The sequence below is a fragment of the Rhodococcus sp. BH4 genome, from assembly GCF_002079265.1.
Classification (GTDB): Bacteria; Actinomycetota; Actinomycetes; order Mycobacteriales; family Mycobacteriaceae; genus Rhodococcus_F; species Rhodococcus_F qingshengii.
Map to the genome: position 1 here is coordinate 3,469,801 of NZ_CP014941.1, position 18,963 is coordinate 3,488,763.

The following is an 18,963-nucleotide window of genomic DNA, read 5'->3' on the forward strand; positions in this document are numbered from 1 at the left end:
TCGTTGGCTGCTTACCTGCCCACGACTTACTTGCCCACCACCACGAATCCTTCTGTGGTCAGGGTGTTCTCAGGGCCGAACTTGAGCTTTCCGTACGAACCGATGGACGGCTCCCCCGAATCGTTGAAGTCCAACTCACCGGTGATGCCGTCGTAGTCGATGTCGGTTCCCGCCTTCACCAACGGCAGGCACTCGACGTAGGACGTGCACTTGGTGCCGCCTTCGGTGACGCTGTTGATGTTGGCCGCGATGTCGGTACCGGCCGTCGACTTCGCCTGCTCGGCAGCGAGCGCTGAGATCACCACCGCGTCGTATGACTCTCCGGCGTAGTTGAAGTCGATCAGAGAGGGGTTCACAGCCTTCAGACGATCCTGGAAGGCAGCTCCGACGTCCGTCAGGGGCGTCGTTCCCTGCATGGTGTCGAGCAACGGCTTCGCCACGGATTCGCCGAGAGCGTTGCCCATGTTGCCGTCGACGCCGTACATCGCCATTCCGTCCGACGGGCCGATGCCCACTTCGTGCATGCGCGTGATGATCTTCGCCGACTCTTCGAAGCCCACCAGTGCCACTGCATCCGGATTGAAGTTCTTGACTTGATCGACTTCGGAGTTGAACGACTGCGCGTTCGGGTCGTAGATGATCTTCTCGATCTGATCGGAGGGGACACCCGAATCGATCAGATTCTTTTCGATGTTGTCCGCCAGACCCGTCCCGTACGGGTCGTTGAGGGCCATGATCGCTACGCGCTGACCACCGTCGTCCGAAATGAGCTGTGCGACGGCCTGAGCCTGCAGTACGTCCGTCGGAGCGGTGCGGAAGTACATGCCCTTGTCTGGGTAGCAGACGAATTGGTCCGAGGTGTTGGCAGGCGAGAACATCACGACGCCTGCGCTGGCGATCTTGTCGATCACCTTGAGCGAGACCGAAGACGACGCGGCGCCGACGATGACCTGAGTGCCTGCAGCCAATTCGCGGTCGACGGTGGTATTGGCGGTGTCCGTTGTGGTGTCACCCGAATCGCCGGGAATCAGCTGGACCGGTTGGCCGAGAACGCCTCCGGCTGCATTGACGTCGTTGACTCCCAGCTGGGTGCCCGCGACCATCGGCGGCCCGAGGAACGACAAGCTGCCTGTATCGGGAAGAAGCGTGCCGATGCGCAGCGCTTCCGTGGACGGGGTGGCGCCGGCCTTGGCCTGCTCCGGGGTGCAATCAGTCGTGACGGATGTCGTCGCGGCAGAAGCGCCGGACGTAGAGCCACTCGAAGACGAGTCATCCGACTTGTCCGAGCTACAGCCTGCAAGTGCCAGTGATGCCGCGCCGAGAACTGCAGCAGTACGCACAAGTGTTCGTCTAGCCATCCCACGCTCCTAAGATCAGCCGGTGCTCGCGCCACCCGAACTGGCGCTCGCTGTGGGATCAGACGCTAGACCTTGGAACCGTTTCGCGATCCTTCAAGAAAGCCCTGTGACCTGACTGTTATCTGAAGGTGCACAGTGTTTACACGGCTGTAGCGCTGCGCGACGTTTCGACGGTCGACGCAGCAACCGGGTAACCCGGACACTTTGCTCAAGCGTCCGGTTCACCGCCCAGAGTTTCCAGTACGACCTGTGCGACCGCCTTCATCGTGGAGCGCCGATCCATCGCGGCGCGCTGAATCCACTTGAACGCCTCAGGTTCGGTGAGCGCTTGGCGAACCATTAGAACACTCTTGGCTCGCTCGATCAGCTTGCGTGCTTCGAGCCGGTCCGAAAGATCAGCGACCTCACGCTCGAGCGCCGTCACCTCGCGGAAACGACTGACCGCCAATTCGACAGCGGGAACGAGGTCACTGATCGAGAACGGCTTGACCAAGTAAGCCATGGCGCCGGCATCGCGTGCGCGCTCGACCAACTCGCGCTGACTGAACGCTGTGAGAATGACAACAGGAGCGATGCGTTTGGCGGCAATCTCCGAAGCGGCGTCGATGCCGTCTCTCCTGGGCATTTTCACGTCCATGATGACCAGATCAGGCTTGAGCGACTCGGCCAACTCCACCGCAACCTGCCCGTCACCGGCCTCACCGACGACGTCGTAGCCCTCTTCGCGGAGCATCTCGACCAGATCCATGCGGATCAACGCCTCGTCTTCAGCGACGACAACACGACGGGGTGCGAGCTGATTGCCTTGCGGCTGCGGCGAATTCATGGCCACCATCCTCCTCCATCGAACCGCCCCGACACGAGACGCGAACGATTAGAGGGTACCGGTGTTTGACATTGAAATCGCATCTTCTAATGTAGTCATCGCAACAAGCCCTCGTATCCCAATTGGCAGAGGAAACGGATTCAAAACCCGTCCAGTGTGAGTTCGAGTCTCACCGAGGGCACCACCTGCCGCAGCTGGCCGCACCGCAAGGTTTCGGCATTCGGCTGTACCCCAGATCGACCGCCGTTAGATTCGATCCATGAACGGTCGTCGCCTGATTGCTCTGCTCGGAGCCATATCTGTTTTCGCGCTGCTCCCCGGATGTCAGACTGACGACCAATCCGACACTGCCGGCGAATCTTCCACCCAGACCGTCCTCGATGCTGCAACACAGACAGGCGCCCTTCAGGTCGGCACTCCCCCGATCGATGCCCCACCAACCGAGATCTCCATGCCTCCCCCGTTCCCGAACGACACGGAGGTCCCTTCACCGACTCCGCGCGTCGATGTGACCGAGATCGACGTGATCGATCACGATGGTTTCACCCGCATCACCTATCGCTTCGACGGAAGCGGATCTGTGTTCTGGAAAACCGAATACGTCAGTGAAGCAATCCGAGCGGGTGACAGCACAGTCGTGGACGTCGGAAGTCGATCGATACTTCAAGTCGACCTGATGGGAGTCCAATCGGATTCGTCGCTCAACTCCGTATCTCACGAGGGCGAAAACATCACGCGCATAGACAGTGCAGCCAGGAACAGTGCGATCCTGCAGTCGTTTGTCGGCACGGTCGACATCCGTCCGGCATACACCGTATCGACATCCGATTCACCGTCCCAGTTGACGATCGACATCCCCAAGGCAGACAGCTGACTGTCGAATACCCAATTGCGCGCTCAGCTCAGCCATTCCAGCGCAGCGGTGCGCGACGCGGTAATTCGGTTATCGCGGGGCGGATGAATACTCCGTCTCGAAACCGAGGTCTCACAATCGATCCGAGGCGATTGCGGGGTCCGGTTCAACACGACTGTCATGATTCTCACTGCATGCCCGAACTTCCGCTGCTCGAACTGCTGCTGCCAGTGTTTGTTCCAGCAGGACTGCCACCGTCATGGGGCCGACGCCACCCGGCACCGGTGTGATCGCACCGGCATGTGGGAGCGCAGCGGCGTACTCCACATCTCCGACGTTGCCCTCGTTGTACCCCGCATCGATCACCACTGCCCCAGGCTTGATCCACGTCCCTTTGATCAGTTCCGGAACACCGACGGCCGCGATGACGACGTCTGCCGAGGCGACGTGTGCGGCCAGGTCGACGGTGCGCGAATGGCAGTATGTCACCGTTGCGCCTCGACGCAGGAGGAGCATTCCCATCGGCAATCCGAGTATCGGGCTTCGGCCGACCACGACGGCATGCTTTCCGGAGAGTTCGACGCCTGTGGCGTCGAGGAGGCGCAGGATGCCACTCGGTGTACATGATTCGAATCCCCCACCGGTCAACGCCATTGCCGCGAACGCTGCCGAGGTAACGCCGTCAACGTCTTTGTCGGCCGAGATGGCATCGAACGCGGCCCGTTCGTCGATGTGGCCTGGCACCGGGTGTTGCAGCAGTATGCCGTCGATCGAAGGGTCCGCCGACAACGCTCTCAGCACGTCGACCAGTTCTTCAGTGGTTGTACTCACCGGGAGTTCGACCGTCCGCAACGTCATTCCGACGGCGACAGATCGTTTGACCTTCATCTGTACATACGCCTTCGAGGCCGGGTCCGCTCCCACGATGACGGCGGCCAGGCAAGGAACGTGCCCCGCCTCATCACGAAACTGCCTGGTGCGCACTGACAGGTCCGCGAGCGCAGCATCGGCAATTGCGCGTCCGTCGATTATTCGAGCGGGCGCGGTCTGGGTCGACAGATTCTTGGTAGAGACGTTTTCGGTAGGCCGATTCTCGGTAGACATGGATCCCCTTCACACAAGATGTGTGAAGCACCCAGGCGGTCGATGCCTCGCGATGTGCACTCCCCGGTGGTAATTCCCACCCGCGCCAGTCGTGCGTGGTCAGCGTACCGCGCGTTTGTCTCACTGCCACGAAACGCATCCGGAACGCCGCTCTCAAAACGAGACAAATCGACATAACCTATCAATAGGTAACGATCTGACCTGCAGTTATTCCATCCTAAGCAATTAGATGGCACGATGGGGGCAACCGCACGGGCACCAAGCATTGGAGGCACCGATGGACAACGGCAAGATAAACCTGACCTATGACGGTCGGGTGTCACTGAGCTTCCAACTGGCAATTCCGCACGCACCGGACAAGGTCTGGAAAGTGATAACGGAACGCGAGTACCTCGACGCCTGGTTCCCGGCGGACGTCGATTTCGATCTCACTCCCGGCGCGGATCTGCTGTTCAAGGTGACCCCGGAACAAGTCGAGCGTTTCGGACTGCCAGCAGATCACGTGACGCGCGGGACGGTCATCAGCGTCCACCCGCACCGAATTCTCGAATTCCTCTGGGACGCAGATACTCTGCATTGGGAACTGGCACCGGACGGCACCGGCGGTTGCTGGCTGACCCTCACCCACACGATGGAAGACGAAGAGTCCGCGTACGCCCACGCTGCCGGCTGGCACGCGGGCTTGGAAGTTGTTGCGGCCCAACTCGATGGACGCAAAGTCGACTGGTCTCCGTGGGACCGCGCCGACGAACTCTCACCGCAATATCGCAAGTCTGCTTGATTCTGGGCCCGAGTTCAGTCTCGGGCCCGCATCTCATTCCCCTTTACGCGGGAAATGCCTGATCATTCCTTCTTGGACCACCGTCGCCAACAGCAGTCCTTCCACCGAGAAGTACCGTCCGGTTGCCAGACCGCGCGAACCTGCGGCGACCGGCGATTCGGTGGCGTACAGAACCCAGTCGGTGAACCGGAACGGGCGATGGAACCAGATCGAATGATTGACCGTCGCCGCGACGATACGATCATGACCCCAGGACAAACCATGAGTGGTCAGAATCGAATCGAGCACGGTGGTGTCGGACGAATATGCCAGCGTCGCAGCATGAATGAGCGAATCGTCCGGCAGATCACCGTCGGGGCGCATCCACACCCGATTGTGGTTGAGTTTCTCGCCGGTGCCCTTGAGGATCCACGCCGGATCGTTGGCGTACCGCATGTCGATCGGCTTGAGCGCCGCACTGAAATGCGGCAGTTTTTCCTCGTACCCCACCAGATGATCGCCGATGGGAGGCAACGACTCCGGAAGTGGAACATCCGGGATCTCGACAGCATGGTCGAGCCCCTTGCCGGAGTCCTGGAACGCCGCGAGCATCACGAACAATTCGTTCTCACCCTGATAGGCAGTCACCTGACGGTTGGCGAACGCCCGCCCGTCGCGATGACGATCCACCCGATACTCGATGGGCGCCTTGACATCTCCGCCGCGAATGAAATGGGCATTCACCGCATGGATGGGGCGATCACCGTCGACGGTCCGCCCGGCGGCCATCAGTGCCTGAGACACCAACTGACCGCCGAACGTCCGCGAACCTACCTGTTTCGGGTGGTATCCACGGAACGCGTCTTCACCGATCTGCTCCAGATCCAACAAACCGAGGAGAGTACCGAGGTCGGTGGACGCGTTCGCGTGGGTCACTCAGTGGTCCTCTTCGCCGATACGGTGGACGTGAATGAGGTTGGTGGAACCGACAGTTCCCGGAGGGGATCCGGCAACGATGACCACGAGGTCGCCCTTGACGTACCGCCCGAGGGAGAGCAACGCACTGTCCACCTGACGCACCATCTCGTCGGTTGTGGCCACCGCATCGACCAGGAACGTCTCGGTTCCCCACGTCAGCGTCAGCTGACTGCGCACCGCGGGCAGCGGTGTGAAGGCGAGCAACGGCAGCGGCGTGTGCAGACGAGCCAGTCGACGCACAGTGTCACCGGACTGAGTGAACGCAACCAAGGCCTTGGCGTCGAGACGTTCGCCGATGTCGCGTGCTGCGTACGAGATGACACCGCGCTTGGTGCGCGGGACGTGGGTCAACGGTGGGACACGGGTTGATTCGTTCTCGACGGCCTCGACGATGCGGGCCATGGTGCGAACGGTTTCCATGACGTACTTGCCCACCGAAGTCTCGCCCGAGAGCATGACTGCGTCGGCGCCGTCGAGAACGGCGTTGGCGACATCGGATGCCTCTGCGCGAGTGGGACGTGAGTTCTCGATCATCGACTCGAGCATCTGCGTCGCGACGATGACCGGCTTCGCGTTCTCACGAGCAATCTGGATTGCGCGCTTCTGAACGAGCGGGACCTGCTCGAGCGGCAACTCGACACCGAGGTCACCGCGGGCGACCATGACGGCGTCGAACGCGAGCACGATGGCTTCGAGATTGTCGATGGCCTCGGGCTTCTCGAGCTTCGCGATGACGGGAACGCGGCGCCCGACTCGATCCATGATGGCGTGAACCAATTCGACGTCCGCCGGTGAGCGAACGAAGGAGAGTGCAATGAAGTCGACACCCAGCTTGAGAGCGAACTCGAGGTCGGCGATGTCCTTGCCCGACAGGGCTGGAACGGAGACGTTCATACCGGGCAGTGAGAGGCCCTTGTTGTTGCTGACCGGACCGCCTTCGGTGACCCGACAGACGACGTCGTTGCCGTCGATGGACGTGACGACCAGGCCGACCTTTCCGTCGTCGACCAGCAGTCGATCGCCGGCCTTGGCGTCGCGCGCCAATTCCTTGTACGTGGTCCCGACGCGATCGTGCGTTCCCTCGACGTCGTCGACGGTGATACGAACCTCTTCACCGTTGGCCCAGGTGGTCCGCTCGTCCTTGAATCGGCCGAGGCGAATCTTGGGCCCCTGAAGGTCGGCGAGAACACCGACGGCCTTTCCGGTGGCGTCCGACGCGGCGCGGACGCGAATGTAGTTTTCTTCGTGATCGGCATGCTCGCCGTGGCTGAAGTTGAGGCGCGCCACGTCCATGCCGCTCTCCACGAGCTCACGGATGCGGTCGCCAGAAGCTGTCGCAGGTCCAAGTGTGCATACAATTTTTGTCCGTCGGTTCACGGCTCGAGCCTAGTCGCTACCCCACCGCACTTCTATCCGGCATTTGCGACCTGCACTTTCTGTACTTACTCGATTCAGTTGGTCAGCTCACGAACAGCGGAAATGCCTTTGGATGAACCGGAGCCGGAAGCGCCGACTCGCCTGTGAGAAACATGTCGACGGCACGTGCGGCCGACCTTCCCTCGGCAATCGCCCACACGACCAGCGACGCCCCGCGATGCGCGTCGCCGCAGACGAATACGCCGGGTGTCCGGGTCTGCCACCCGACATCACACTCGATTCTGCCGAGTGGATCGGTGCCGACATCAAGGTCGGTGAGCAGTGGAGCGGTTTCGACGCCGTCGAAACCCAGAGCGAGCAGGACCATCTCGCACACCAGATCCGTCGTGTCGCCGGTCTCCACCAGGGTCCGTTGTCCGTCCTTCGCTCGTGACACGGCTACCGGAACCATCCGGATTGCGCGGACCGCACCCCCACCGTCGTCGAGAAATTCCTGCGCCGCCCATCGGAATCGTTTGTCACTGCCCTCCTCGTCCGCCGGCGAGGTGCGCAGGACCCGCGGCCACAACGGCCATGGGTCGCGATCTCGATCGCGGCGTGCCGGAGGTGGGACGTGGTAGTCCAATTCCGTCACCGAGAGCGCACCCTGGCGATGCACCGTGCCGAGGCAGTCGGCGGCCGTGTCGCCGCCACCGATGATCACGACGTTTTTACCTCGCGCCGAGATGCTCGACGCACCATCACCCTCGCATTCGCGGTTGGCCGCCCGCAGGTACGTCATCGCAGGATGGATTCCGCGAAGACTACGACCCGGTACGTCGGTGTCTCTGACACGATCAGCCCCGACCGCCAGGATTACCGCCTCGAAATCCGTCAGGAGGTCGTGCGCGCTCACGTTCACTCCGACGGCGCAGTCAGTGACGAATCGGGTCCCCTCGGCGGTCAGTTGGTCCAGCCGCCGGTTGATGAGGGCCTTGGGCAACTTGAATTCAGGAATTCCGTAGCGAAGCAGTCCCCCGATCCGATCGCTCCGCTCGAACACCGTGACACTGTGTCCGGCTCGTGTCAGTTGTTGAGCCGCGGCCAGTCCCGCCGGTCCCGAACCGACAACCGCAACACGGTTTCCGCTGTGAACTACCGCAGCCTGCGGCCCCAACCAACCCGACTCCCAGGCGTTGTCGACAATCGCCTGTTCGATGCGCTTGATGGTGACACCCCCCGACGTGTGCTTGTCGTCGAGTGCGAGAACGCACGCCGTTTCGCACGGTGCGGGGCACAGATGTCCGGTGAACTCGGGGAAATTGTTGGTGGAATGCAAATTCTCCGAGGCTTCGGACCACCGTCCACGCCGAACCAGGTCGTTCCATTCCGGAATGAGATTGCCGAGCGGACACCCCACGTCGGCCGAATGGCAGTACGGCACAGCGCAGTCCATGCAACGCGAGGCCTGTGCAGATACGTCTCGATTTCGCACGACGGGATCCAGCGACTCGTATACCGACGCCCAGTCGCCGACACGCACATCGGTCGATCTGGTCGGTGAGCCGGATCGTTTCACGTTGAGGAACCCGCGTGCGTCAGGCATGAGCCGGCTCCACCAGTTCGTTCTCTTCCACGACCTTCCGGTAGTCGACAGGCAAAACTTTGGTGAATCTCGGACTCTGGCCAACCCAGTCGTCGAGAAGTTTTGCCGCCACCGGCGAGCCGGTCGCAGCCAAATGCTCGCCGAGAATTTCGACCAGCTGACTGCAGTCTTCCGCCGAAGGCCGCTCCAGAACGACCATGTCGCCGTTGACCTTCTCTGCCTTCACGTCGAGTACGAAGGCAATTCCGCCCGACATTCCCGCAGCAAGGTTCCTACCGGTTGGGCCGATGATGACGACGCGACCCCCGGTCATGTACTCGCACGCATGGTCTCCGACGCCTTCCACCACAGCGACCGCGCCCGAGTTGCGCACCGCGAATCGTTCCCCGACACGCCCCCTGGCATAGAGCGCACCGCTAGTAGCGCCGTACAGCAGCGTATTGCCGGCAATCACCTGATCCTCCGCCACGAAGGGCGCGTCCTCACTCGGCCGAAGCGCGATTCGTCCACCGGAGAGCCCCTTCCCCACGTAATCGTTTGCATCGCCGACGACGACCAGCGAGATGCCGGGCGGCAGGAACGCACCGAGTGACTGGCCTGCCGTTCCACGGAGCACGACGTCGATGGTGCCTTGAGGTAGCCCGACGGCGCCGTAGCGTCTGGTCACCTCTGCGCCCAGCCTCGTCCCCACCGCCCGATCCGTATTGTGTACTGGCAGTTCGATATGCACGGGTCGAGCGTCCTCGAGTGAGTTCGCGGCGCACTCGATCAGGGTGCGTTCGAGTTCGCTCGAAACAGGTACACACGGCGGGTAGGCCGCGCCGGTCGGCGCGGCCGGAACGTCGAAGAGTGGTGAGAGGTCCAACGTGCGGCTCTTCCAATGCGCCACCGCCGGAGACATTTCCAATACGTCTGCGTGCCCCAGCGCATCGTCGATACTTCGAAACCCCAGTTCTGCCAACAACCGTCGTACGTCGGCGGCGATGAAGCGAAAGAAGTTCTCGACGTACTCGGGCCGGCCGGTGAATCGCTCGCGCAGTTCGGGATTCTGCGTCGCTACTCCGACAGGGCAGGTGTCGAGGTGACATACCCGCATCATGACGCACCCGGCCGCGATGAGTGGCGCCGTGGAAAACCCGTACTCCTGCGCCCCCAGCAACGCGGCGACGACGACGTCCCGCGCCGTGCGCACACCCCCGTCACACTGGACGACGATCCGATCGCGTAACCCGTTGAGCACCAGGGTCTGCTGAGTTTCGGCCAGCCCGATCTCCCACGGCGTACCCGCGTGGTGGATGGACGAGAGTGCCGCAGCACCCGTCCCACCGTCGTGACCGGAGATCAGCACCACGTCGGCGTGCGCTTTGGCCACACCTGCCGCAACAGTCCCGACTCCGACTGCGCTGACCAACTTCACGTGTATCCGCGCACGATCGTTTGCGCATCTGAGGTCGTAGATCAATTGGGCGAGATCCTCGATCGAATAGATGTCGTGGTGCGGGGGCGGAGAAATGAGCCCGACCCCAGGCGTCGAGTACCGGGTTTCCGCGATCCACGGGTACACCTTGGACCCCGGAAGCTGCCCTCCTTCACCGGGCTTGGCACCTTGGGCCATCTTGATCTGAATGTCGGTGGCATTGACCAGGTAATCGCTGGTCACCCCGAAGCGCCCACTCGCGACCTGCTTGACTGCGCTTCGACGCTTGTCGTCACGCAACCGCTCCGGCGACTCTCCGCCCTCACCGGTGTTGGAACGCCCGCCGAGAGCATTCATCGCAACCGCCATCGTCTCGTGCGCCTCCGCAGAGAGGGAACCGTAGCTCATCGCACCGGTGTTGAATCGAGCGAGAATCATCTCGACGGGTTCGACCTGATCGAGCGGAATCGGCGGACGAACCTCACACCGAAATCGAAACAATCCCCGCGGTGTTCCGCCCTGCGCGCTCAGTCGATCGACTTCATCGCTGTAGCGGCGAAAGATTTCACTTCGCCCCGTCCGGGTCGCATGCTGAAGGAAGAACACGGACTCGGGTGTGAACACATGCAATTCACCACCGCGGCGATACCGGAACTCTCCACTGCTGCTCAACTGACGATGCTGCACTGCGGACGACGAGAACGCAGCCGTGTGGCGCATCAGAACTTCGCGCGCGACTTCGGTGATACCGATCCCGCCGATCCGGCTCCGTGTGTTGCAGAAGTATTCGTCGACCAACTCTCGACCCAAGCCCACGGCCTCGAATACCTGTGCGCCCGTGTAGGAGTGAACCGTAGCGATTCCCATCTTCGACATCACTTTGAGCACGCCGAAATTTGTTGCTCTCAGGTAGTTGTCCGACGCAGTCTTCGGATCTATCCCGGGAAGTTCGTCCTGCTCGCTGAGGGCTTGGACAGATTCGAGAGCAAGATACGGGTGGACAGCCGCCGCACCGTAGCCGATCAGCAGCGCGATGTGATGAACTTCGCGCGCGTCACCCGAGTCGACGACAAGGGAAACCTTGGTCCGCAGGCCATGACGAACCAGATCGTGGTGCACGGCTGATACTGCGAGCAATGACGGAATGGGAGCCTGCTCAGGGCCTGATCCACGGTCGGAGATCACCAGAATCTCGATTCCGGCTGCGGCGGCTGTTCGGGCGGACTCACGAAGCCTCTCGACGCCTTCGGTGAGACTGCCCCTCGGATCGAAACCTGCGCGAAGGACAGCGCTTCTCGGAGTTCTTGCGCCGTATAGTTCGGCGACCTTCGCCATCTTTCCCGGTCCGATCACCGGTTTGTCGAGAACAATCCTTCGGCACGACAGCGCCGACGCTTCGAACAAGTTCTGCTCAGCGCCGAGGGTGACACCAAGCGTAGTGACGACTTCCTCTCGAATCGCGTCCAAAGGCGGGTTGGTCACCTGAGCAAAGAGCTGAATAAAGTAGTCGTACAACAGCTTCGGCCGATCCGAGAGAACGGCGAGAGGCGTGTCGACACCCATCGACCCCAACGGCTCCGATCCTGAGCTTGCCATCGGGACAAGAATGTCCCGCAGGTCCTCGGCGTGGTATCCGAAGAGCAACTGCCGTTGCAACAGCGGAGCCGGATCGCCTCGGGCAGGCGCAGTCTCGGGGATGTCCTCGAGGTCGACCAATCCCCCGTCGAGCCAGTCCCGGTAGGGGGCTGTGCTCGCGAGTTCGGACTTGATCTCCGCATCGGAAACGATGCGATGGCGAGCGGTGTCCACGAGAAACATGCGTCCCGGTTCGAGGCGCCCCTTCTCCAACACCTCGGACGTGGGAGCGTCGAACACGCCGCTCTCACTGGCCAACACGATACGGTCGTTCTTCATCCGCCACCATCGCCCTGGGCGAAGACCGTTGCGATCCAACACGGCCCCGACAACAATGCCGTCGCTGAACGTCACGGACGCAGGACCGTCCCACGGTTCCATCAGACAACCGTGAAATTGGTAGAAGGCCTTTATCTCGTCGGGCATCGAAGAATCGTTCTCCCAGGCTCCGGGAATCATCATCGCGATGGCGTGTTGCACACTGCGGCCCCCGAGCGTCAAAAACTCCAGTACTTCGTCGAACGACGAAGAGTCGGATCCTCCCGGGGTGCAGATCGGAAACAGGCGATCGATGTCCCCACCTAAAAGTGTGCTCCGCAGCATCGGCTCGCGAGCGCGCATCCAATTCCTGTTTCCCACAATCGTATTGATCTCGCCGTTGTGGGCGATGCAGCGATACGGCTGAGCGAGTGGCCACGACGGAAATGTGTTCGTGGAGTATCGACTGTGCACGACTGCCAACGCAGTTCGCATTCGGTCGTCGCGTAGGTCGGTGAAGTAACCGGGTAACTGCGCCGGCGTCAGCATGCCCTTGTACACGATGGTTCGGGCGGACAACGAGGGGAAATACACCGCATCATCGGCCGAATGAATTCGCTCGACTTGTCTCCTGAGGGCAAAGACTCGTCGGTCCAAGGCAATTCCGCCCACACTACGATCTCGCGACTCGGCGCACGTCACAAAACACTGACTGATGTACGGAGCGCACTGCGCGGCAACGGTTCCGACGCAGTCTCGGTCGACCGGCACCTCTCGCCACCCGATAATCTGCAGTCCTTCTGCCGCTGCGTACCGGTGTATCCGAACTACCGCGCGCCAACGTGCTTCCTGATCCACCGGGAGAAAGCAGTTTCCGGCCGCGTAGGTGTTCTCACCCATCGCGTTGGGTGGTGGAAGCTCGAACTCGGTCACCGCGTCGAAGAACTCCGTCGGCAGCTGAATCAGAATGCCCGCGCCGTCTCCGCTGTTGGATTCGCGCCCAACTGCGCCGCGATGGGAGAGATTGCCCAGGACCGCCAGCGCATCGTCGACAACGGAATGCAGGTGGCGTCCAGAGGTGTCTGCTACCACGGCTACACCACACGAATCGGTTTCCTGATCGGGGTCGTACAGGCCCCGAGGTTCAGGTATTCGAGAAAACAGCACTCGGCGACCTCCACGCGGACATGCAGCCGACGTGCGCTAGTTTATCAGCCCATAACCGCAGGTCGCGAGAGCAAAACGGTGACCCCCTGATACCGAGGCATCAGGGGGTCACACTTGCCGAGGGTCGTTTCGATCAGCTACGCAAAGGGCGGTTGTACTGATCGCGCACACTGCCGGTCAACATCATGATTCCGTCGATGAGCGGCCAGATGCCACCGATTCCACACGTCAACCAAGTGACCGCGATCTGTGCGACAGCCATGCCGGGCTGGTTGAGATAAAAACGTCCTGCACCGAATCCGCCGAGCAGAATGCCCAGCAATCCGGCAGTCGTCTTCGACTTGTCCGAGTACGGTTCACCGGTCATCGGGTCACGTCCGTATGGTGCGGACGGGTCGACCAGGCCGTAGCCAGGCTGAGGATAACCCTGAGCTTGTGGGTACCCCTGAGGCTGACCGTAACCCGGCTGTGAGTATCCCGGCTGTGAGTATCCCGGCTGGGGGTAGCCCTGCGGCGGAGCCGCGTAGGGATTCGGAGTTTGATCTGCCGGTGCACCGTAGACGGGACCGTCCGTCGGGGTTTGGGTCGGGCTCGAGTAGTCAGGCGCCGGATAGTTCTGGGCGGCGTAGCTTTCCTGCGACGTGTACGGCGCTGTCGGCTGATTCGGGGTGGAATCAGAATCGGCAGCGGGAAACGCTGTGGTCGATGCGGTTCCGGTCGGCGGCGGGTAGATGGGGTGGTTTCCCCACCCCGGACCGTTTCCGACTCCCGAATACGTGTCCCAGCCTGGACCGGTGCCGGTGGTCTCCGTCGACGGCGTCTTTTCGGTGGGTGCCGAGGTTTCCGTCAACGACGCATCCGCCGTCGCGTCGTAGTCGAACGGCGACCCGAACTGCGGTGGAACCGGCGGCTGTGATCCAGACGAGTCCCCCGACTCGGAAGGTTCCGGATTCTTGTTCAAGTTAGGCAACGTACTTTCCTTCGATTCGACGACGGTACGTAATAGCTTTTGTTATCGGACTTCGAGAAGGTTCGACCTTCTCGAGGCCAGTCCCCCACACATGTTTCCTCGGTTCGCGCTCGCGACTCATCCTCGCAATGGCCGGCGAGCACCGTCCCGCGCATTGCCCGAAAGTATCACGATGCCGTCGACGAACGCCCAGATCCAGATTCCGATCGCAAATGGAATTCCGATGAGGAACGCCGACATGAACAGCGCGAAGAACATGCCGAGCAGTTGGCACAATCCGATGCCGACACTTCCGATATAGAGGCGCCCGACTCCACAGATTCCGAAGAAGCCCAGCAAGATCTGCAACAGTCCAGCGGTGGCCTTCGACTTGTCGGAATACGGTTCCCCGGTTACCGGGTGCCGACCGTACGGGGCGTAGGGATCTCCGAACCCGTACATCGATGGAGGCGGCAATGGCTGCTGATATCCGTACGGATTGGGCGCGCCGTAGACCGGTCCCTGATCCTCGGGGAATCCCCCCTGCGAATAGGGACCTGTCACGGCTTGTCTTTCTTCGACAGCTTCACCGCGTCCGACGACTCATCCGACGCTGCCGTGGAGGCGCTTGCCTCACTGGAAGCGGATTCAGCAGCATCGGATTCAGAATCTTCAGCGTCGGCGACTTTCGCGTCGGCCTTCGCCGAGTCAGTTTCGGTAACTGGCGCCGCGACTCCTGCTTCGCCGGCAGCTACCGCAGCGACGTAGTCCTTCGACTTCAAATCAGCCGGATCCTCACGACCCTTCTTCGCCAGGAAGAAGTAGGCCAGTGCGGCGAAGAACACGATCCCCGAAGTGAATGTGTTGACGCGAATGCCGGCGATCTCGTAGGCGAAATCGTCGCGCATCAGTTCGACGACGAACCGGCCCAGGCAATAGCCCGCGACGTACAGAGCAAACAGACGTCCGTGGCCGATCTTGAATCGGCGGTCGACGAGGACCAGCAGGATCACGATCAGGACGTTCCACACAGCTTCGTAGAGGAACGTCGGGTGAACGACCCGAATGACTTCTCCGTTGGAGACACCTGCCAGTTGATCGAGCTGGCCGGAAGAGTTCACACGCTCGAAGATCTCGAGGCCCCACGGGACGGTGGTCTCGCGACCGTACAACTCCTGGTTGAAGTAGTTGCCGATACGACCGATGGCCTGCGCGAGCAAGATTCCGGGCGCAATCGCATCACCGAGCGCGGACACCGGAATGCCGCGTCGACGGCAGCCGATCCACGCACCGATGCCGCCGAGGAACACTGCTCCCCAGATTCCGAGGCCCCCCTGCCACACCTTGAGTGCGTCGAGTGGCTGACCGTTCTCGCCGAAATAGGCGGGCCAGTCGGTCAAAACGTGGTAGAGCCTGCCACCGATCAGACCGAAGGGAACGGCCCAGATCGCGATGTCGAGAACGGTCCCCTTCTCGCCGCCGCGGGCGACCCAACGACGATCTCCCCACACGATCGCGACGATGATGCCGAGGATGATGAAGAGCGCGTAGGCGCGAAGCGCCACCGGTCCGACGTACCAGACGCCTTGGGGCGGGCTGGGGATATAGGCCAGCAGGTCCACAGTTGAGGTCACGACGCCACGGTAGCCGAGCGGACGCCCTCGGCGAGTTCTTCGGTGAGCGAGCGAACCGCTCCCAGGCCGTTCTCGACCGCGGAGACCAGAGCCGAGCCGACGATGACGGCATCGGCGTATGCCGCGATTTCGGCAGCCTGTGCGCCGGAGCGAACTCCCAATCCGACGCCGACGGGAATGTCGGAATGCGCGCGGATTCGTGCGGTCAGTTCCGGAGCCATCGAAGACACGGCGTCGCGAGCGCCGGTGACACCCATCGTCGAGGCCGCGTAGATGAATCCACTACTCGCATCGAGTGTCATCGCGAGTCGTTCTTCCGTCGAGGACGGAGCGACAAGGAAGATCCGGTCGAGGTGGTGCTCCTCGGATGCTTCCATCCAGGCGCCGGCTTCTTCCGGAATGAGGTTGGGGGTGATCAGTCCGAGCCCGCCGGCGGAAGCGAGGTCTCGTGCGAACTTGTCGACGCCGTACTGCAGTACCGGGTTCCAGTAGGTCATCACGACGGCCTTGCCGCCGACCGAACTGATCTGCTCGATCACGGTGAAGATGTCGCGAAGGCGAACGCCGTTGGTGAGTGCAGTTTCGGCTGCACGCTGGATGGTCGGACCGTCCATGACCGGATCGGAATACGCGACACCGACTTCGATGATGTCGCAGCCACCGTCGACCATCGCCTTGAACACGTCGATCGATTCGGGAACGGTCGGATAACCGGCAGGCAGGTAACCGACGAGGGCGGCACGCTTGTCAGCCTTGCAGGCGGCAAAGGTGGGTGCGAGGCGTGATGGTCGTTCGCTCACTTGTCCGAGCCTTCCGTGTTGTCGTTCTCGTCTGCTGCATCATCCGGAGCGGCTGCCTGACCTGAGGCGCCGTCGAAAAGACCGAACCAGCTTGCGGCGGTGTCCATGTCCTTGTCACCGCGACCGGAGAGATTGACGACGATGATCGCGCCCTCACCGAGTTCTTTGCCCAGTCGGAGTGCGCCGGCGACGGCGTGGGCCGATTCGATGGCCGGGATGATGCCCTCGCGGCGCGAGAGCAGCAGCAGCGCATCCATGGCTTCACTGTCGGTGACGGGTTCGTAGGTCGCACGCCCGATATCGCTCAGGTAAGCGTGCTCGGGTCCGACGCCCGGGTAGTCCAGACCAGCAGAGATCGAGTGCGATTCGATGGTCTGACCGTCTTCGTCCTGGAGGAGGTAGGAGTAGGCACCCTGGAATGCACCAGGGGTACCGCCGGCGAACGTTGCTGCATGCCTTCCCGTTTCGACACCGTCGCCGGCCGCTTCGTAGCCAACCAGCCGTACCGACAGATCGTCGATGAACGGGTGGAAGATTCCGATTGCGTTGGAGCCGCCTCCGACGCAGGCTGTGACTGCATCGGGCAGGCGGCCGGTCAGTGCCTGAACCTGGACGCGTGTTTCGAGGCCGACCACTCGCTGGAAGTCCCGAACGATGGTGGGGAACGGGTGCGGGCCTGCCGCGGTACCGAAGCAGTAATAGGTGTTGTCCGCGTGGGAAACCCAGTCGCGCAAGGCTTCGTTGATCGCGTCCTTGAGCGTGCGCGAACCGGTCTCGACCGAAACGACCTCCGCGCCGAGCAGGCGCATGCGTGCGACGTTCAGTGCTTGACGTTCGGTGTCGACAGCACCCATGTAGATGACGCACTCGAGACCGAGCAGTGCACAGGCGGTGGCCGATGCCACACCGTGCTGGCCCGCTCCGGTCTCGGCGATGATGCGGGTCTTGCCCATACGCTTTGCCAGCAGAACCTGACCGAGAACGTTGTTGATCTTGTGAGAACCGGTGTGGTTCAGATCTTCACGCTTGAGAAGGATGCGCGCACCGCCGGCGAACTCGCTCATTCGCGTTGCCTCGAAAATCGGCGACGGGCGCCCGGTGTAATCGCGCTGCAAGCGGTCGAGTTCGTTCAAGAACGTGTCGTCCGCTCGAGCCTTTTCGTACTCCGCAGTGACTTCGTCGATAACCGCCATGAGGGCTTCCGGCACATGCCGTCCGCCGTAGACGCCGAAATGGCCTCCGGCGTCGGGATCGTGGGAGCGCTCGGTGAGTCCCGCGCTGGCCGGCGGCAGATTGCCGCCCTTGAATATTGCACCGGAGCCTGGTTCCTGAGTACGTGAAGTCACCCCACCAGTCTGCCCCAACGGTGTCGCTGGTCACCGCCCGGGTGCATCAAAGCACGCCGGGCGGGTGAAGCGATTTATCGAGACGGTTTGGGGCAGGACGGGTGCGCACCTGCATTGACCAGATCTGCGACGGCCTTGCGAGGGTCGCCGCTGGTCACGAGGCCTTCACCGACGAGCACTGCGTCGGCGCCCGCCCCGGCGTACGCCAACAGATCGGCAGTTCCGCGAACACCGGACTCGGCAATCTTGATCGTCTCGGTCGGAAGACCGGGAGCGATGCGACCGAAGGTGTTCTTGTCCACCTCGAGAGTCTTGAGATTGCGGGCGTTCACACCGATCACCTTGGCGCCGGCTTCGAGCGCGCGGTTGGCTTCTTCCTCCGTGTGCACCTCGACGAGGGCAGTCATTCCCAGAGATTCGGTGCGATCGATCAACGAGGCGAGCGCCTGCTGCTCGAGTGCCGCGACGATCAGCAAGATGACGTCGGCGCCGTGAGCGCGAGCCTCGTGAATCTGGTACGGCCCCACGATGAAGTCCTTGCGGAGCACCGGAATGGTGACCGCTTTACGGACTGCGTCCAGGTCGGCCAACGAGCCGTGAAAACGGCGCTCTTCGGTGAGAACACTGATGATGCGTGCGCCACCGGCTTGGTACGCCGCGGCAAGCTCAGCGGGATCGGCAATGTCGGCCAACGCACCCTTTGACGGGCTCGCTCGCTTGACCTCGGCGATGACGCCGATGCTCGATTCCAGAAGTGCTGCTGCAGCATCGAGTGCAGGCGGTGCAGCGGCCGCAGCAGCCTTGACTGCAGCGAAGTCGAGTACGGCTTCGCGGGCGGCGACATCAGCGCGCACCCCGTCGAGAATCGAGTCGAGTACGGTCATCGTGGCCCGAATCCTTTCTGGGCAAGAGCCCG

15 protein-coding genes, 1 tRNA gene and 1 riboswitch are annotated in these 18,963 nt (G+C 62.0%); of the genes, 3 read left to right on the forward strand and 13 right to left on the reverse strand.

Going from position 1 to position 18,963, the window contains the following annotated elements:
- Nucleotides 1-26: 26 nt before the first annotated feature.
- Nucleotides 27-1,358, reverse strand: a complete 1,332-nt coding sequence (locus A0W34_RS16045; protein ID WP_003944031.1) for an ABC transporter substrate-binding protein — start codon at nt 1,356-1,358, stop codon at nt 27-29.
- 208 nt (nt 1,359-1,566) lie between these two features.
- Nucleotides 1,567-2,184, reverse strand: coding sequence for an ANTAR domain-containing response regulator (locus A0W34_RS16050; protein ID WP_003944029.1), 618 nt, complete (start codon nt 2,182-2,184; stop codon nt 1,567-1,569).
- Nucleotides 2,185-2,291: 107 nt separating this feature from the next.
- Here A0W34_RS16050 and A0W34_RS16055 point away from each other — a divergent pair.
- Nucleotides 2,292-2,368: transfer RNA gene (locus A0W34_RS16055), tRNA-Leu, on the forward strand.
- Nucleotides 2,369-2,443: 75 nt separating this feature from the next.
- The gene (locus tag A0W34_RS16060) at nt 2,444-3,058 is read left to right on the forward strand and encodes an AMIN-like domain-containing (lipo)protein (RefSeq protein WP_081557930.1); all 615 of its coding nucleotides are present in this window, start codon (nt 2,444-2,446) and stop codon (nt 3,056-3,058) included.
- A gap of 111 nt (nt 3,059-3,169) precedes the next feature.
- On the opposite strand, the gene A0W34_RS16065 is transcribed toward A0W34_RS16060, so the two are convergent.
- A complete protein-coding gene (locus A0W34_RS16065) occupies nt 3,170-4,141 on the reverse strand; it encodes a bifunctional 5,10-methylenetetrahydrofolate dehydrogenase/5,10-methenyltetrahydrofolate cyclohydrolase (protein WP_081557931.1) in 972 nt (323 codons plus the stop codon).
- Between the two features lie 22 nt (nt 4,142-4,163).
- A riboswitch (ZMP/ZTP riboswitch) is annotated at nt 4,164-4,244 on the reverse strand.
- 174 nt (nt 4,245-4,418) lie between these two features.
- On the opposite strand from A0W34_RS16065, the gene A0W34_RS16070 reads away from it, so the two are divergent.
- Nucleotides 4,419-4,922, forward strand: a complete 504-nt coding sequence (locus A0W34_RS16070) for an SRPBCC domain-containing protein (protein WP_030536752.1) — start codon at nt 4,419-4,421, stop codon at nt 4,920-4,922.
- Between the two features lie 33 nt (nt 4,923-4,955).
- Here the strand turns inward: A0W34_RS16070 and A0W34_RS16075 are convergent, their stop codons facing one another.
- The 10 genes from A0W34_RS16075 to trpC all read right to left on the reverse strand — a co-directional run bounded on the left by A0W34_RS16075 (nt 4,956) and on the right by trpC (nt 18,931).
- Nucleotides 4,956-5,837 (reverse strand): acyl-CoA thioesterase, encoded by an 882-nt coding sequence (locus A0W34_RS16075; RefSeq protein WP_003944096.1) that lies wholly within the window; start codon nt 5,835-5,837, stop codon nt 4,956-4,958.
- Complete coding sequence (gene pyk, locus A0W34_RS16080; RefSeq protein WP_003944038.1) at nt 5,838-7,256, reverse strand: pyruvate kinase; 1,419 nt, start codon at nt 7,254-7,256, stop codon at nt 5,838-5,840.
- An 82-nt stretch (nt 7,257-7,338) separates the two neighbouring features.
- Nucleotides 7,339-8,841, reverse strand: a complete 1,503-nt coding sequence (locus A0W34_RS16085) for a glutamate synthase subunit beta (protein WP_050656517.1) — start codon at nt 8,839-8,841, stop codon at nt 7,339-7,341.
- Complete coding sequence (gene gltB, locus A0W34_RS16090; protein WP_081557932.1) at nt 8,834-13,318, reverse strand: glutamate synthase large subunit; 4,485 nt, start codon at nt 13,316-13,318, stop codon at nt 8,834-8,836. Before gltB ends, A0W34_RS16085 begins: the two co-directional genes overlap by 8 nt.
- Nucleotides 13,319-13,451: 133 nt before the next feature.
- Complete coding sequence (locus tag A0W34_RS16095) at nt 13,452-14,279, reverse strand: TM2 domain-containing protein (RefSeq protein ID WP_081557933.1); 828 nt, start codon at nt 14,277-14,279, stop codon at nt 13,452-13,454.
- 126 nt (nt 14,280-14,405) lie between these two features.
- Nucleotides 14,406-14,831, reverse strand: coding sequence for a TM2 domain-containing protein (locus tag A0W34_RS16100; RefSeq protein ID WP_030536756.1), 426 nt, complete (start codon nt 14,829-14,831; stop codon nt 14,406-14,408).
- Nucleotides 14,828-15,901 carry a prolipoprotein diacylglyceryl transferase gene (gene lgt, locus A0W34_RS16105; protein ID WP_180279703.1) on the reverse strand — a complete coding sequence of 358 codons (1,074 nt, stop codon included), beginning with the start codon at nt 15,899-15,901 and terminating at the stop codon, nt 14,828-14,830. The genes A0W34_RS16100 and lgt overlap by 4 nt, the downstream gene beginning before the upstream one ends.
- Nucleotides 15,898-16,701 carry a tryptophan synthase subunit alpha gene (gene trpA / locus A0W34_RS16110; protein WP_003944010.1) on the reverse strand — a complete coding sequence of 268 codons (804 nt, stop codon included), beginning with the start codon at nt 16,699-16,701 and terminating at the stop codon, nt 15,898-15,900. Before trpA ends, lgt begins: the two co-directional genes overlap by 4 nt.
- Nucleotides 16,698-18,047, reverse strand: a complete 1,350-nt coding sequence (trpB, locus tag A0W34_RS16115) for a tryptophan synthase subunit beta (protein WP_007728699.1) — start codon at nt 18,045-18,047, stop codon at nt 16,698-16,700. Before trpB ends, trpA begins: the two co-directional genes overlap by 4 nt.
- 74 nt (nt 18,048-18,121) lie before the next feature.
- The gene (gene trpC / locus A0W34_RS16120; RefSeq protein WP_003944016.1) at nt 18,122-18,931 is read right to left on the reverse strand and encodes an indole-3-glycerol phosphate synthase TrpC; all 810 of its coding nucleotides are present in this window, start codon (nt 18,929-18,931) and stop codon (nt 18,122-18,124) included.
- Between the last annotated feature and the right edge of the window lie 32 nt (nt 18,932-18,963).

What these genes read in the sequence shown, in the direction of transcription:
- A0W34_RS16045 (WP_003944031.1), bottom strand. Translation starts at nt 1,358, where the DNA reads ATGGCTAGACGAACACTTGTGCGTACTGCTGCAGTTCTCGGCGCGGCA.
- A0W34_RS16050 (WP_003944029.1), bottom strand. Translation starts at nt 2,184, where the DNA reads ATGAATTCGCCGCAGCCGCAAGGCAATCAGCTCGCACCCCGTCGTGTT.
- A0W34_RS16060 (WP_081557930.1), top strand. Translation starts at nt 2,444, where the DNA reads ATGAACGGTCGTCGCCTGATTGCTCTGCTCGGAGCCATATCTGTTTTC.
- A0W34_RS16065 (WP_081557931.1), bottom strand. Translation starts at nt 4,141, where the DNA reads ATGTCTACCGAGAATCGGCCTACCGAAAACGTCTCTACCAAGAATCTG.
- A0W34_RS16070 (WP_030536752.1), top strand. Translation starts at nt 4,419, where the DNA reads ATGGACAACGGCAAGATAAACCTGACCTATGACGGTCGGGTGTCACTG.
- A0W34_RS16085 (WP_050656517.1), bottom strand. Translation starts at nt 8,841, where the DNA reads ATGCCTGACGCACGCGGGTTCCTCAACGTGAAACGATCCGGCTCACCG.
- trpC (WP_003944016.1), bottom strand. Translation starts at nt 18,931, where the DNA reads ATGACCGTACTCGACTCGATTCTCGACGGGGTGCGCGCTGATGTCGCC.